Raw genomic sequence first — 12,745 nt, 5'->3', positions numbered from 1 at the left:
CGCTGACACCCCACGATCTGACATCCCCCTGATTACGTCTGCGCGCGGACTCCGAGCCGAGCGGTTACATCGATGCGACCTGGTGGCCACGATCGAGCAACCTCGCGATCGAGCTCCCCGATCTGATCACCGCACCCCGTCCGCGAACAGGCCCGATATGGCGCATCGTCTACGATCCGGGGGTCCGGGAGAATCCGCGAGAAAAGTCACGCTAAAGCCGGTTACCGCAGATAGTGACATGCTATGCGCGGTAACTGTTCGACTGTCCTGGCGCTATAGGCGTTGCGCGGCGAGGCGACTCGGGAAAATATCTGCGGTAGCGGGGTTCGGAGGCGGGGGATGGGCGGGGTTCGGATGCTTCCGAGGGCGGCAAGTGGCGTGCGGCTGGCGGATGCGGTGCAGATCTATCTGGCAACCCTCACGGTGCGGAACACACGCGAGACCTACGGCGCGGCGCTGGATCGTCTGGTCACCGATTTCGGGGCAGACACCGATGTGTCGCTGCTGGATTCGGAACCGGATCGGGTGTGCGGCTGGTTCACCGTCGTGTGGGGTGCCAGATCAGCGAAGACGTTCAACATCCGGTTGACCGCACTTGTTTCGGCGTCCGGGGTCTGGCGGGAGCAGGGCTGGCTGGCCGGTGATCCGCTGGTCCGGTTGCGGGCGAGGCCAGCGCCGCCGGATTCCTGTAGGGCGTTGAGCCGGGAGCAGGTCGCACAGATCTGGGTCGGAGGCGGCGCTGCGGGAACGGGTGTTGTGGCATCTGCTCTACGAGTCCTCGGCTCGCGCCGCGGAGGTCCTGATGCTGGATGTGCCCGACCTCGATACGGCGAACCGATGCGCGGTGGTAACCCGCAAAAGGCGGAACTCGCGAGGTCATTGCCTGGCAGACCGGTACCGCCCGGTTGTTGCCTCGGATGCTGGCCGGGCGCCGGTCGGGGCCGCTATTCCTCACCGATCGCAAGGCTCGCCTGTCAGTGGGTGGGTAGGCGATATCGACCCGCCGACGGGGCGGGCGCGGCTGTCTTACCGTCGCGCCGCGGAGCTGTTCGAGAACCATACCGCGGGCTTTGATGACGGCCCGTACACGTTGCATCAACTGCGGCATTCCCGGCTGACTCATGCCGCAGAGGACGGCGCGTCCACTCCGGTGCTGATAAAACTGTCGGGGCATACCTCGGTACGGAGCCTGGTCAAATACGCGCGGATCTCCGACGAGGGGTTACGCCGGTATTATGCCGACAGCGACCCTGCCACTCGACGGCGGTGATCTGAGGCGGTGGATTTCGTGCCGGGTTCCATCGGTCCGGGCTCGCGATGAGTGGGGCGCCGCTGAGTGAAGCGGGACGCAAGTTGCTCCAGCACATGCGCGACACCATGGTCGAGGTGCTCACGCACCGGGGCCAGCCCCCACCTGCATCGCACATTGGGTGACCTGGCCGAAGAGGTTCGTGGGACACGAAGGATCAGCGACGCTGAGCATGACGGCCGTGAGCTGGTCGAAGCCAGCATGGCGACCGGACCCGCCGACCGCGCACGAAGGGCGCGGCGGTGAACGCGACCGGGTTCCCGATAACGTGGCAGGACTGCTGACCAGGATCCACGCGAGCGGGGTGGATCCTGGGACCGCGGCCCGGGTCGAGCATGCGGTGCTGGACAGATACCAGCAGCAACGACAGCTGCGAGAACGGAACCTGCGACAAGAATTCCTCAACAACAGATCCCACGCTCTACGCGAACGCGGTGAGACCGCGGAGCCGGCCGAAACCATCGCCAGAAACGAAGTCGACAACTATCTGCGCGGGGAACGCGCCCAGCACCTGATCACCCGTGACGCCGCGGCCCGCACCACCGAATGGGCAGACAACATCGGACTCTCGCCCGTGCTCCACGAGATCGCGACTTCACCACGAACCCGGGCAGTATCGGTCGATGAGGCACTGGCCCGGCTCACGACACGCACCGGACAGGACAGCGCGCTACCCAAGAGGCTCAGGCAGGCGCTGGCCCGGATCGAGAACAGTGGCGCCGATCCCCGTGCCGTCGACCGAGCCACGAGGCTGCTGCACGACCGCTACCACCAGTACCGGCAGCAACCCATGACCAACACCTACCGCGAGACCCTGCTCGAACGACGCGCGGAATTCACGCGCGACGGATTTCCACCACAGGTCGCCGACCGTCTCGCTCAACGCGACACCGAAGCCTTCACCCAAATACCGAAGGCACAAAGGATGATCGACAGCGTCGCAGCCAACAACACCAACCAATGGTTCGACAAGATCCGTGGGGACGGCCAGCGCAGCGACGTCGACCTGGTCGAACGGCTCGCGCAGATACATCACAACGAACAGGCCACACTGAGCGACCGGCTCAGCCGGATGAGCGAGGACTTGGACAGCACACAGCAGCGACTCTCCACTCTTTTGGAACGTTCCCCCGAACTCATGAGCAAAGGCGCCGATCGGTGGGTTTCGGGACTGGAAACGCAACGGTCAGCACTGACGAGATTGTCGGACACCACGGTTCCCGACTCCACCACCGGCAGCCGTGACTCCCCTCTCATCGGATCTGCGGACCTGCACGGCCCCGAGGCCAATATCCGAGGCTACGACGGCGAAATCCGGATGGCCGAAAAACTCGACGACATCCACGATCTCGGCCCGCTGGTCGACGCGAGCACCCCCACCGGTACCCGGATGGCCAGCGAGGTCGACATCGTCACCGACCACGGACGCGTATGGCACGAAGTCAAAACCCACAACCTCGACACTCAACTCGCACAGAGGAGAGACCTCGAAGCACAAGCCCGCAAACAGCTCGCCATCTCCCACATGAACCGCGAGTACTGGGTAGACGGCAAACCGCCAGAGCTGAAGATGCACTTCATGAACGGTGTGCATCCCGGCGTCAAATCCCGCATCGAAGCCATCCGCATCGAAGATGAGAACGGGCATGTCATCGATAACCACCGAGTCGAAGTCATCGACGAGTCCTGATCCCCGGCGTCTCATTCGTCACCGGAGGCGTCGGGATCGCGCAGCGGACGGTGGGTTCCGTCGAGGTCGGGCAAATGAAAGCTGTAGTGCCCGTCAACGCCGATGTGGGCCCGCACGAACGGCGACAACCTGGCCGGATCGGCATCCAGCACCGGGTAGTCCTGGGTGCGCAGCTCGGCCAGGACACGATCCCTATAGACGGTGTTCACAGCACCACACAGTTCAGCACCAGACCGAGTGCGGACAGCTGGTCTTCCGTACCGTCGTAATAGACCCGGGTCATCTCACTCTTGCGGCCGTGGAAGATCCGCCGCGCCAGGATTCATCGCGGCCCTCTGTGAGGTTGGCCTGGGCTTTGACCTCGCGCCGATACGGTTCATCGTCGGCCAGCCGCGGCACGTGCAAGGTTTTGAAGATCCGCCCGAAATGAGCCATAGCATGTCCGAGTGAGGTCGGCTGCCCGTCACGGGAGTCATGCGCGTGACCTCGTGCGCGGCCACTTCCCCGGTGTGGATGGAGATCGCGATCCGGCACTTGTCCTCCCAGGCCGATCCGCTCGATATCGATCCGGCCGCGGGCGGCCTTGTCCAGGGGCCCGTAGTCGGCGGCCGGGTCGATTCTCCACAACCGTTGGTCGGGCAGGTTCGCCAGTTGCGGCCGGTATCGGCGGCCGAGCAGGTGCAACAGCCCGAACACGATATCGCTGTAGGAGCCGGTATCGGTGATGATCGCCTCCGGCACCTTCCCACCGGACTGGCGCATTCAGTTGATGTCTTCGCTGTGCGCCGGCGAGCTGTCCGCAAGGATCTCGTAGTCGATGTGCCGCCTGGCCCGGGTGCGGTTATTGCTGGAACCCATTGACCCGATGCTCGAGTTGTCCTTCGTCTGCGCTGTCGCCGACATCGAGACTTCCACCGCGGCACGTAACCGGTCAGGCTGGTGTACCACACCGGCGCTCTACGGATCAGCAGCCGATTCCGCGTCGTCTCCGCAGCGAATCATGCTTGAACAGTAGTACATCCGGACGCCACCGCCGTTATGCGGTGAGCCTTCTCGATTATTGTTTTGCGCCGCAGGACTTCTGGTTAAAGGCAGGATCGCTCGACACATCTGTCCGGCCGGGCGAGCTCGGCGTGATACTCGTGCAGGCCGTCACCAAGACGGTTGGAGGGTTTACGCGTAGAAGGGAAAATCCATGACAACCAGCCTGCCCCCATTCCCCGCCGCGAACGAGGAACTGCTGGATACCTGTATCCGGCTCCGCGAGATCGCGCCGGTGGTAGAGGTGGAGTTTCCCGGTGGCGTGCCCGCCTACCTGGCGCTGACCTACAACGCGGTACGCGAGATTCTCGCCGGCGACAACAAGACGTTCGCCAGAGAACCCAAGCACTGGCCGGCCCTGTACGACGGTTCGATTCCGGAGGACTGGCCGCTGCGTGCTGTTGTTCAGGGCGACCACCTGTCCACCAAGGACGGCGATGATCATCGGCGGCTTCGTGGCCTGATCAGCAAGGCGTTCACCCCGGGGCGGGTGCAGGCGCTGGAGCCGCGGATCCAAGAGATCATCGACCGATTGTTGGACAAGGTGATAGCCGCCGGCGATGGTGTCGACCTGGTACCCGCCTTCACCGAGGCACTGCCGATGGCGGTGATCTGCGAGCTGTTCGGGGTGCCGGAGGCGGAGCGGGATCGGCTGCGTCGTTGGACCTCGGTTCTCTTGGCGCACACTACCGCTCCCGACGAGGCGTTTGCGACGCAGAAGGCGCTCATGGCGTACCTGTATGAACTGGCCGAACGCAAGCAGCGCGAGCCCGGCGACGACCTCACCTCAGGTCTGGTGCAGGCCCGCGACGAGGACGACAAACTCACGGCCGAGGAATTGGTCGCCGTCCTGTGGATCATGCTGGTCGCCGGGCACGAGACAACCGTCCACTTGCTCGGATACGCCATCTTGGCGCTGGCGCAACACCCCGATCAGCTCGAGCTGGCCAAGGCCGAAAACCGCTGGGCCGACGTGGTCGAAGAGACTGTGCGATACCGTCATTCAGTGATGATGACCAGTTGGCGATTCACGCTGACGGACGTCACCATTGCGGGCGTGACCATCCCGAAGGGCAACGCGGTCGGCGTGGTCTATCAGGCGTGCGGCATCGATCCGGCAGAGTACGGCGAAACCGCGGATCAGTTCGACATCACTCGACAGCACAAGAGCGGACATCTCGGGTTCGGCCACGGGCCACGGTACTGCATCGGCGCCGGACTGGCCCGACTGGAGGGTCGGCTCGCGCTCGCCGCACTGTACCGGCGGCTGCCCGAACTCGAACTCGCGATCGACCCGAAGACCATCCCGTACTCGCCGTCTTTCTTCACCATCGGCCCGCTGTCGGTGCCGGTCAATCTCGGCGATGTGAAGTCGTGACCGTACCTCAACGCCCCCAGGCCAGGCATCTGTTCGAGATTCGGTGGGGGTTGCGACGAGGAAGCGGCCACCCTTCCCCACGCGGCCCCGCTGGGGGAAGCGGGGGCGCGCCGATCACGTTCCCTCGCGCTGTGTGTCATCACGACACCTATGCCGAAGCGGCCCGTTTCCGCGTAGGAGCCGATAGCGGCGTTCATCGGCTACGGTTCAGGCCATCGGTAAGGTCGGGCGAGACCGTTAGTCGATGACGGCGGCCTTCGGGTAGGTCTCCGTCAGGACGAATTCGGCGTCGCCGTGCTCGATGGCGTTGCCGCGGTCATCGACGAACGTCACCCGCAGCGGGTGCCGGCTCCCACGCGCTAGCCGGACGACGCTGGGTTTTTCGGGGTGCGGTAGGTGCTCGTCGCCCCACTGCTGTAACGCGCCGAGCACAATTTTCAGCTCTTGACCTGCCGGAGTCAGCTGGTAGGCGAACCGGCTGCGCTGCCCGGGTTCGTGGTAGGGGACCTTCTCCAGCACGCCGAACTCCACCAGGGTCGCGAGCCGGGCGCTCAGCACATCCGACGCGATCCCCAGCGATGTTCGAAACTCGCCGAACTTGCTCGCTCCGCCGAACACGTCGCGAAGGATCAGAAAGCTCCAGCGATCGCTGAGCACCGACAGTGTCCGAGTGATTGCACAAATGTTCTCCGCGCCGCTCGCTCGAGCTTTCGATCCAGGTGGCATGCCCCCATCCTACCCTGGGTTGCTTTTTCCAAGTTAGATGGTCTAACTTTGAATTAGCAATCCAGCACGAAGGGAACATCGATGGACTTCACCACCACTACCGCGCTCATCTCGGGCGCCAATCGCGGTTTGGGCAAGCAGTTCGCCGCTCAGTTGCTCGAGCGCGGCGCCCGCGTCTACGCAGGCGCCCGCCACCCGGAGACCATCGACACCAGCACCGGCCTGATCCCCGTCGAGTTGGACATCACCGACCATGACTCGATCGCCGCCGCCGCGCGGGCCACCTCGGGGGTGAACCTGCTGATCAACAATGCGGGGATATCCACCGGGTCGTCACTGCTCACCGGCGAGTTCGACACCATCCGCGCCGACTTCGACACCAACTTCTACGGCACGTTGGCGATGATCCGAGCCTTCGCCGGGCCGATCGAGGACAACGGCGGGGGCGCGATCCTGAACGTGCTTTCGGTTCTGTCGTGGTTCGCGCTACCGGGCGGCGGCGCATACAGCGCCGCCAAGGCCGCGAGCTGGTCGATGACCAATGCCGTCCGTCAGGAACTGGCGCCCAAAGGCATCCGAGTCACCGGACTGCATGTGGGCTACATGGACACCGACATGGCCGACCACATCGACGGCCCCAAATCCGACGCGGCCCACGTCGCCAAGACCGCCCTGGACGCGGTCGCCGCCGGCGAGTACGAAATTCTCGCCGACGACCTGTCTCACCAGGTCCGCGCCGGACTGGCGGGCGGCGTCGCAGCGCTCTATCCCGAACTTCCGTAGCCGGATCCACGCCAGCCCGCGCCGTCATGGATCGTGATGGTCTTGTTTGCCAGTCACAGGTAGCGGCGGCACCGTCGCACTCACGGATCGCGGCCGCTCGGCCGTGTTCGAACGAATGAAAGTCGGTGCGGGCTTTGGCGTGTCGTCGACCGGCTAGCGGCGAGGTCTCCGGTAGATGGTACATCGACCAAGTTTCCGGTACCCGTCAAACCGCTCCGGGCGTACTTCGTGACGAGCGGGTCGCCGGGCTGTGGATCCAGTTCCGCAAACAGATCGGTCCAGTCATCCGAGAAGGCAAGTCCGGCGCCAGCTCGCCCTGGCGGAGCAAGCGCAAGCAGTTGGCCGGTTTGGATCTCGACGTCTTGTTCGTCGGTGGAGCAACGGCAGTATCCGACGCGCAACGGTTCGCCCCGTACCCGGAATTGTTCCGGATAGCGGGGATGATCTGGACGGTTCGCGGAACACCTCTACGGAACACCGGTGAGCGGGGCCGGACCGCTATGGCCATGGTGTTCCGCTGGTGGATCGGCAAACGGAACACCTAGCATTTCGGACCGCCCGGCTGCGGGCGGTCCGAAGTTGGGCGAGTGACCGGTGATTGCGCTAGCGGGCCGGTCGGGTGCGGCGTGGGTAGGGGTTCCGGGCGTGAGGATGACGGGGGTCAGGGGATCGCGGTGCGGCCGGATCGGCGGGCATGGCGGGCTGCATGATCGTGTCCCACCAAGGGCGCAGGGGGCTGGGTTCGGGCCAGTACACCACGGAGGAATCGTCGGGATCGGTTGCGGCGGCGGGTATCCGGTGCGCGGCGGTGCGAGGGCGCGGGTGGCCGGTGGCCTGGGTCGGGTGTGTGGAAGTCATGGCGATTACCGGAGTCGGGCTGTGCTGGGGAGGAGCTGTGCTGCGGTCTCGTCTCGTACTGCTCCGGGCGGGTGGTCCATGCTGGCGGTGGAGGGTTGGCCACCGCCGCTGGTGTCCGGCTCACGCTGCGCGCGCACGGCAGCGGGATCGATACGGCCGATTGGGTCGGGTTCGTGGGCGCGGCCGGTCGGTGCCCGGCGCGGGTATGGGCAGGACGCTGGTGGTGCGGGTGTAGGGCACTTGCGAGCGACTTCGGGGCCGCGGGGTGTCGGTGGCGGTGAACACCACCGGTTGCCCGGCAGCGAGGGTTTGAGTCCGGGGACGTCGATCACCTGGTAGTCGACGAACACCGCGGGACCCGTATCGGGTGTCAGGAACCCGGAGCCCTTCTCGGTGTCGAACCAGGCGACGTGGCTGTGCTGCCGACGCGCGTCGTAGGTGTGGGATTCGCACCAGGAGGCAGTGAGGATTGGGCTGTCAGTCGGCATCGTCGTGGTCGTAGTCGTCATCGCAGTCCAGTGGGGTGATCCAAGCTTGGTCGAAACGGTCGGTGAATGCGGCGTGCTCGAGCGCGCCGCGCACGGTTTCCGGCGGCGGTGCCGGCGTGGTCGGGTCCAGTCCGGCCTCGCCGTCGCTGTCGCGGACGAGAAGGTTCTGTTCAGCGCGGTCGAAGTCGCTGCCTGCCGGGACTAAGGCCGCGGTGGTGCTAGTTGCTCTCGCCTCCTCTTGTGTCGATCGTGGTCGATGAAGCGAAAGGGCCGGGTGAGCCCGGAAGAACCACAGCTGACCGGGCTCACCCGTTGACGGAAGGAATCTGAGCAGGACTTTCCTGTGAAGTGTTCTCGCGCGGGCCGACAAACCCGTGCCCCGCCTGCCTGGTGCCACTCGCGGTGGCTGTGCACGCGCCGAACCCAGAGTGTTCGGTGGGCGCTGGTGCCGGTGTGCGGTCCGGGGAACGGCCGTCGGTCCTTGGTCGCGAGAACGGTTGTGTAGGAGAACGTTTCGTATGTCTTAGTTGCTTGTCGATGTGTCGTACAGGCATCACCTCGCTCTCTCTGGTCGTCGAATACCACGTCGAGCCGGACTTGGGCGTGCTGTGGGCGGGCCGCGTCCTCGACCCTGCGCGGGGCCGGGCCGGTGACCGTGGTGCTGCGTGGTCGGCCACCGGCGGCCCGGCCGTGGCCGGGGTGTGCTCGGTTCACGTCGCGGCGGACAGTCCCAGCGGTCGCGGGCCCGGCACAGGATGTCGTCGATCTCGGCGAATAATCCCTCGAGATCAGGATCCAAGCCCAGCAGCCGCGAATCCAACCACGACAACTCCTCGGCGGTCTCGCTCGGTGCGGGACCGGTCGCGCCATTGGTCACGAGGATCATCACAGGGCCTTCCCGTGATAGTGCCAGGCTCAGGCGTTGATGGCCTGATGCTCGCCGTTGTGGTGAGTGATCTCGATCTTGCGGGGTTTGGCCCTCTCGGCTACCGGGATCACCAGGCGCAGCACCCCGTCGCGGTAGTCCGCGCGGATGGCGTCGGTGTCGAGGTTCTCCCCCAGGAACAGTTGGCGGGAGAACACCCCGCGGGTGCGTTCCGCGGCGATCATCGACCGGTCCGGGTCCAGCTGCGGGCGCGACGCCTTGACAGTGACCACGTTGCGTTCGATATCCAAGTCCAGGGATTCGGGGTCGATGCCGGGCAAATCGAGTTCGACGTAGAAGTCATCGCCCTCGCGCCAGGCGTCCATCGGCATGACTGCCGGGCGGGCCGATGTGCCGAACATCTGCTGGGTCAGGCGATCCAGATCCCGGAACGGATCGGTGCGCATCAGCATGGTCGCCACCTCCACTCACTCCATTCTCTTTCGACGGTACTCAGATAACCTCTGTCATCTGGATGAGATTTGTTTTAGCACTCTAGCGAGTCGAGTGCAAGTGTCGTGCTGAGGTAATCTGGTGGAATCGAGAAAGAGAGAGCAGATGCTGGATCAACACGACCCCCTGTCCGGCCCCACCGGTGCTCACCGGCCGGGCCCGGGGCAGGCGGTGTACGGGATCTCGGTGGCCGCCGAACTGGCCGGGATGGGAGCGCATTCGCTGCGCTTGTACGAGCAGCACGGACTGGTCACCCCGGCCCGCAGCACCGGAGGCACCCGCCGCTACAGCGACGACGACCTCGCGCGGCTGGCGCGCATCGCCGCATTGGCCGGCCAGGGGATCAACCTCGCCGCGATCGCGCGGATCCTCGCCCTCGAGGACGCCAACACCGCCCTCGAGGACGCCAACGCCGCCTTGCGCGTCTCCAACGCCGCACTCACCGCCGAACGCGACCGACACCGCGACACACCATGACCACCACATCCGAGCGGATCGGCCCGCACGCCACCGACACCGCCGTGCCCGAGCGGATCGGCCCGGTGCTGCACAACATCGCCCGCGACCTGGCCACCCTGCGCCAGCTCGAACACATCCAGCGCCAGCACCAGATCACACTCGCCTGCACCGAGACCATCGCCACCGACCTGCGCGCCGAGATCACCACGCTGACCCAGGGTCTCGCCCATGCCCCGGCCACTCCCCGGCCCTGAGCACCCGCACACCCACCCCGCATCACCTCGCCCGCTGGGATCAGAACAGCGTGTCGCGCACCTGTAAGGGTCGGTAGCCAGTCGATCCGAGGGCAGCGAGGGTTCAGCTACTCTGCTCAGTAACAGTTGTGGCGTAGTCGAATTCGTTCACAGTAAGACAATCCGATGAGCCCGGATTCTTCCGGGAGCGTTGACGGTTCCGCTACTTACTCCGGAGCTGCCGATGGCAGCAACCCGACGGATAACGGCCGTCTACTCGACGACCCCTGCTGCGTCAGTGAATATTTCGCAGTTCCGCACATGTGTCATGGTCGAATCCCGGATCTCGGGACCTGATCCAGCTACTCTGAGCCAATGCGATCCCGGTTACGTCGGTACGTCCTGGCCGCGCTCGCCGCTGCCGCGTCAACCCTGCTGCTCTGCGCACAAGCACCGGCCGCCCCACCGATACGGCAGGTCGCCGGGCTCGCGCCCCTGGATCCGGGATTCCTCTGGGGTGTGGCGGCGTCCGGATTCCAGTCCGAAGGCCATGCGCCCGACAGCAATTGGACGAGATACCGGGTCGCGAATCCCGGTTACGACGAACTTCACGATTCGGTCGACTTCTACGATCGCTTTGCGTCGGACATCAGCCTGGCCGCCGAGCTCGGCGTACGGGTATTCCGGATCGGGATCGAATGGGCTCGGTTGCAGCCGAGCCCGGGGACCTGGGACGCTGCCGCGTTCCGTTTCTACGACGCGGTTATTTCGAGTATCGAGCAAGCCGGTATGCGGCCGATGATCACCCTGGACCACTGGGTGTACCCCGGCTGGGCCGTCGACCGGGGCGGCTGGCGCAATCCGCGCATGGTCGACGACTGGTTGGCGAACATGCGCAAGGTGGTCGACCGCTACGCGTCCCACAATCCGCTGTGGGTCACCGTCAACGAGCCGGTCGCCTACATCGTGCACGAGGCCCGTGCGGGCGCCGCCGACTCGGCGGAGATGCTGGATCGGGTCGCCCAGGCCCACAACGCCATCTACGACCACATCCATGGGATCCAGCCCGGCGCCCAGGTGACCAGTAACGTCGGCTATGTCGCCGGCTCGGAGAGTCAGGTCAACGGCCCGCTCCTCGATCGCATCGGGGACCGACTCGACTATGTGGGAGTCGACTACTACTTCGCGTTCGACCCTGCGCAGTCGTTGCTGTCCTCCATCGCGCGGGCCAGCGGATCGGCGATGCCGAATATGCCGGGAGCGCAGATCTGGGATCTCCCGGTGCGTACCGAGGGCATCTACTACGCCCTGCAACATTATTCGCGTCGCTTCCCGAACAAGCCGCTCTACATCGTAGAGAATGGCATGCCCACCGAAAATGGTCGCCCTCGCGCCGATGGCTACTCCCGGAGCGATCATCTCCGCGACACCGTCTACTGGATCCAACGCGCCGAGGCCGACGGCATCAATGTCATCGGCTACAACTATTGGAGCCTCACGGACAACTACGAGTGGGGTAGCTATACACCTCGATTCGGGCTCTACACCGTCGATGTGCGCACCGACCCGACCTTGACGCGCCGCCCTACCGACGCGGTCGGCGCCTACACACGAATCGTTGCCGAGGGCGGTGTCCCCGCCGACTATCGCCCCACCCGTGGCCCGGCCATCTGCTTCTTCGTCGATCCACCGGACAGCTGCCTGACTCCGGTCGCGGGCCCGTAGCGCACAGGCCGGCCGCACCGGCCGATGGGCTGCCGACCTCGCGACGGGAGGTGGTCGCGGGCCGGGCGCGGCGGGTGTGCCGGGCGGCGGAGGCGGGCACGGCTGCGCTGGCCGAGGACCGGCGCGCTTTACGGGAACTGCCGCGCGAGGCCCGCGGCGACGACCGGAGTGGAGACGACGCCGACCGTTCAGCGTGATGTCCGGTTGCGCGGTGGCCGATCGGGAGCGCAGGCGAGGGACCAGGCGCCGGCGCCCACGAGCAGCAGGAAGACGCTGCCGCACAGCTGTGTGAGGTCGGCGCGGGATCCGTGAACGAAGTCCCACCCGCCCCGCACCACCCTCTGACAGCGGGGCGGTGGCCTGTGCCAGCTGCTGCGGTCCCAGCACCAGCAGGGCAGCGACCGCGACCATCGCTCCGGGCCGCTGCCACCGAGCGGCCGCGCGATGACGAGCCTGCTGCGCCGATCCTCGGCCGCGTTCATCGGCACCGCACCCCTGGTCACGGTCGGCTCCGGCATCGCCGGGCCTCGTCGTCTTTTGCGCCATTGCCACCAGCCCCCCTGGAACGCTGAGCTGGGCAAGTGGGCCGTCCCCCATAGATGAGGCCGCTCGGTATTAGAGTCCTTGTTTGGCCTGGTGAGGGCCGAGAAGGGACACTGAGGGACATGGCAGGACGC

13 protein-coding genes and 2 pseudogenes are annotated in these 12,745 nt (G+C 65.6%); 11 read left to right on the top strand and 4 right to left on the bottom strand.

The genetic code is table 11. The features are described from left to right. Positions 1-38: 38 nt before the first annotated feature. The 3 genes from AB0B25_RS28630 to AB0B25_RS28620 all read left to right on the top strand — a co-directional run bounded on the left by AB0B25_RS28630 (position 39) and on the right by AB0B25_RS28620 (position 2,999). Positions 39-215, top strand: coding sequence for a DUF5994 family protein (locus AB0B25_RS28630; RefSeq protein WP_357185897.1), 177 nt, complete (start codon positions 39-41; stop codon positions 213-215). Between the two features lie 536 nt (positions 216-751). Beyond that, a complete protein-coding gene (locus AB0B25_RS28625; RefSeq protein WP_357185875.1) occupies positions 752-1,270 on the top strand; it encodes a site-specific integrase in 519 nt (172 codons plus the stop codon). A gap of 220 nt (positions 1,271-1,490) precedes the next feature. Next, positions 1,491-2,999, top strand: coding sequence for a hypothetical protein (locus AB0B25_RS28620; RefSeq protein ID WP_357185872.1), 1,509 nt, complete (start codon positions 1,491-1,493; stop codon positions 2,997-2,999). A gap of 11 nt (positions 3,000-3,010) precedes the next feature. On the opposite strand, the pseudogene AB0B25_RS28615 reads toward AB0B25_RS28620, so the two are convergent. After that, positions 3,011-3,282, bottom strand: a pseudogene (locus AB0B25_RS28615) (Tn3 family transposase). Continuing rightward, the gene (locus tag AB0B25_RS28610; protein WP_357185869.1) at positions 3,279-3,761 is read right to left on the bottom strand and encodes a Tn3 family transposase; all 483 of its coding nucleotides are present in this window, start codon (positions 3,759-3,761) and stop codon (positions 3,279-3,281) included. The pseudogene AB0B25_RS28615 and the gene AB0B25_RS28610 overlap by 4 nt, the downstream one beginning before the upstream one ends. Positions 3,762-4,194: 433 nt before the next feature. Between AB0B25_RS28610 and AB0B25_RS28605 the strand changes: the two genes are divergently transcribed. Continuing rightward, on the top strand, positions 4,195-5,418 hold the full coding sequence (locus tag AB0B25_RS28605; RefSeq protein ID WP_357185867.1) for a cytochrome P450: 1,224 nt from the start codon (positions 4,195-4,197) through the stop codon (positions 5,416-5,418). Between the two features lie 237 nt (positions 5,419-5,655). Here AB0B25_RS28605 and AB0B25_RS28600 read toward each other — a convergent pair whose 3' ends face one another. After that, positions 5,656-6,144, bottom strand: coding sequence for a helix-turn-helix domain-containing protein (locus tag AB0B25_RS28600; RefSeq protein WP_357185865.1), 489 nt, complete (start codon positions 6,142-6,144; stop codon positions 5,656-5,658). An 81-nt stretch (positions 6,145-6,225) separates the two neighbouring features. Here AB0B25_RS28600 and AB0B25_RS28595 point away from each other — a divergent pair, with 81 nt between their 5' ends. The 3 genes from AB0B25_RS28595 (at position 6,226) to AB0B25_RS28585 (ending at position 8,478) form a co-directional block, all read left to right on the top strand. Further along, positions 6,226-6,927, top strand: a complete 702-nt coding sequence (locus tag AB0B25_RS28595; protein ID WP_357185862.1) for an SDR family oxidoreductase — start codon at positions 6,226-6,228, stop codon at positions 6,925-6,927. Positions 6,928-7,274: 347 nt separating this feature from the next. Next, positions 7,275-7,472, top strand: a complete 198-nt coding sequence (locus tag AB0B25_RS28590; RefSeq protein ID WP_357185859.1) for a hypothetical protein — start codon at positions 7,275-7,277, stop codon at positions 7,470-7,472. A gap of 775 nt (positions 7,473-8,247) precedes the next feature. Beyond that, a complete protein-coding gene (locus AB0B25_RS28585) occupies positions 8,248-8,478 on the top strand; it encodes a hypothetical protein (RefSeq protein ID WP_357185856.1) in 231 nt (76 codons plus the stop codon). A 710-nt stretch (positions 8,479-9,188) separates the two neighbouring features. Here the strand turns inward: AB0B25_RS28585 and AB0B25_RS28580 are convergent. Next, positions 9,189-9,611, bottom strand: a complete 423-nt coding sequence (locus AB0B25_RS28580; protein ID WP_357185853.1) for an HSP20 family small heat-shock protein — start codon at positions 9,609-9,611, stop codon at positions 9,189-9,191. A 145-nt stretch (positions 9,612-9,756) separates the two neighbouring features. Between AB0B25_RS28580 and AB0B25_RS28575 the strand changes: the two genes are divergently transcribed. From AB0B25_RS28575 to AB0B25_RS28560, 4 genes and pseudogenes are all read left to right on the top strand, one after another. After that, a complete protein-coding gene (locus AB0B25_RS28575; RefSeq protein ID WP_357185850.1) occupies positions 9,757-10,128 on the top strand; it encodes a MerR family transcriptional regulator in 372 nt (123 codons plus the stop codon). Continuing rightward, entirely contained in the window at positions 10,125-10,364 is a 240-nt protein-coding gene (locus AB0B25_RS28570; RefSeq protein ID WP_357185847.1) for a hypothetical protein, read from the top strand. The genes AB0B25_RS28575 and AB0B25_RS28570 overlap by 4 nt, the downstream gene beginning before the upstream one ends. Positions 10,365-10,718: 354 nt before the next feature. Further along, positions 10,719-12,068 (top strand): family 1 glycosylhydrolase, encoded by a 1,350-nt coding sequence (locus tag AB0B25_RS28565; protein WP_357185844.1) that lies wholly within the window; start codon positions 10,719-10,721, stop codon positions 12,066-12,068. Positions 12,069-12,088: 20 nt separating this feature from the next. Next, positions 12,089-12,265 (top strand): annotated as a pseudogene (locus AB0B25_RS28560) (hypothetical protein); the annotation flags it as partial. Between the last annotated feature and the right edge of the window lie 480 nt (positions 12,266-12,745).

The sequence above is a fragment of the Nocardia sp. NPDC049190 genome (assembly GCF_040648115.1).
Classification (GTDB): domain Bacteria; phylum Actinomycetota; class Actinomycetes; order Mycobacteriales; family Mycobacteriaceae; genus Nocardia.
Note: the sequence above shows the minus strand (reverse complement) of the source record. Positions and strands in the feature narration are given on the sequence as shown.

Bases quoted from the DNA above. Each gene is read 5' to 3' on its own strand.
- AB0B25_RS28575 (WP_357185850.1), top strand. From the start codon at position 9,757: ATGCTGGATCAACACGACCCCCTGTCCGGCCCCACCGGTGCTCACCGG.
- AB0B25_RS28580 (WP_357185853.1), bottom strand. From the start codon at position 9,611: ATGCTGATGCGCACCGATCCGTTCCGGGATCTGGATCGCCTGACCCAG.
- AB0B25_RS28600 (WP_357185865.1), bottom strand. From the start codon at position 6,144: ATGCCACCTGGATCGAAAGCTCGAGCGAGCGGCGCGGAGAACATTTGT.
- AB0B25_RS28570 (WP_357185847.1), top strand. From the start codon at position 10,125: ATGACCACCACATCCGAGCGGATCGGCCCGCACGCCACCGACACCGCC.
- AB0B25_RS28610 (WP_357185869.1), bottom strand. From the start codon at position 3,761: ATGCGCCAGTCCGGTGGGAAGGTGCCGGAGGCGATCATCACCGATACC.
- AB0B25_RS28565 (WP_357185844.1), top strand. From the start codon at position 10,719: ATGCGATCCCGGTTACGTCGGTACGTCCTGGCCGCGCTCGCCGCTGCC.
- AB0B25_RS28595 (WP_357185862.1), top strand. From the start codon at position 6,226: ATGGACTTCACCACCACTACCGCGCTCATCTCGGGCGCCAATCGCGGT.
- AB0B25_RS28605 (WP_357185867.1), top strand. From the start codon at position 4,195: ATGACAACCAGCCTGCCCCCATTCCCCGCCGCGAACGAGGAACTGCTG.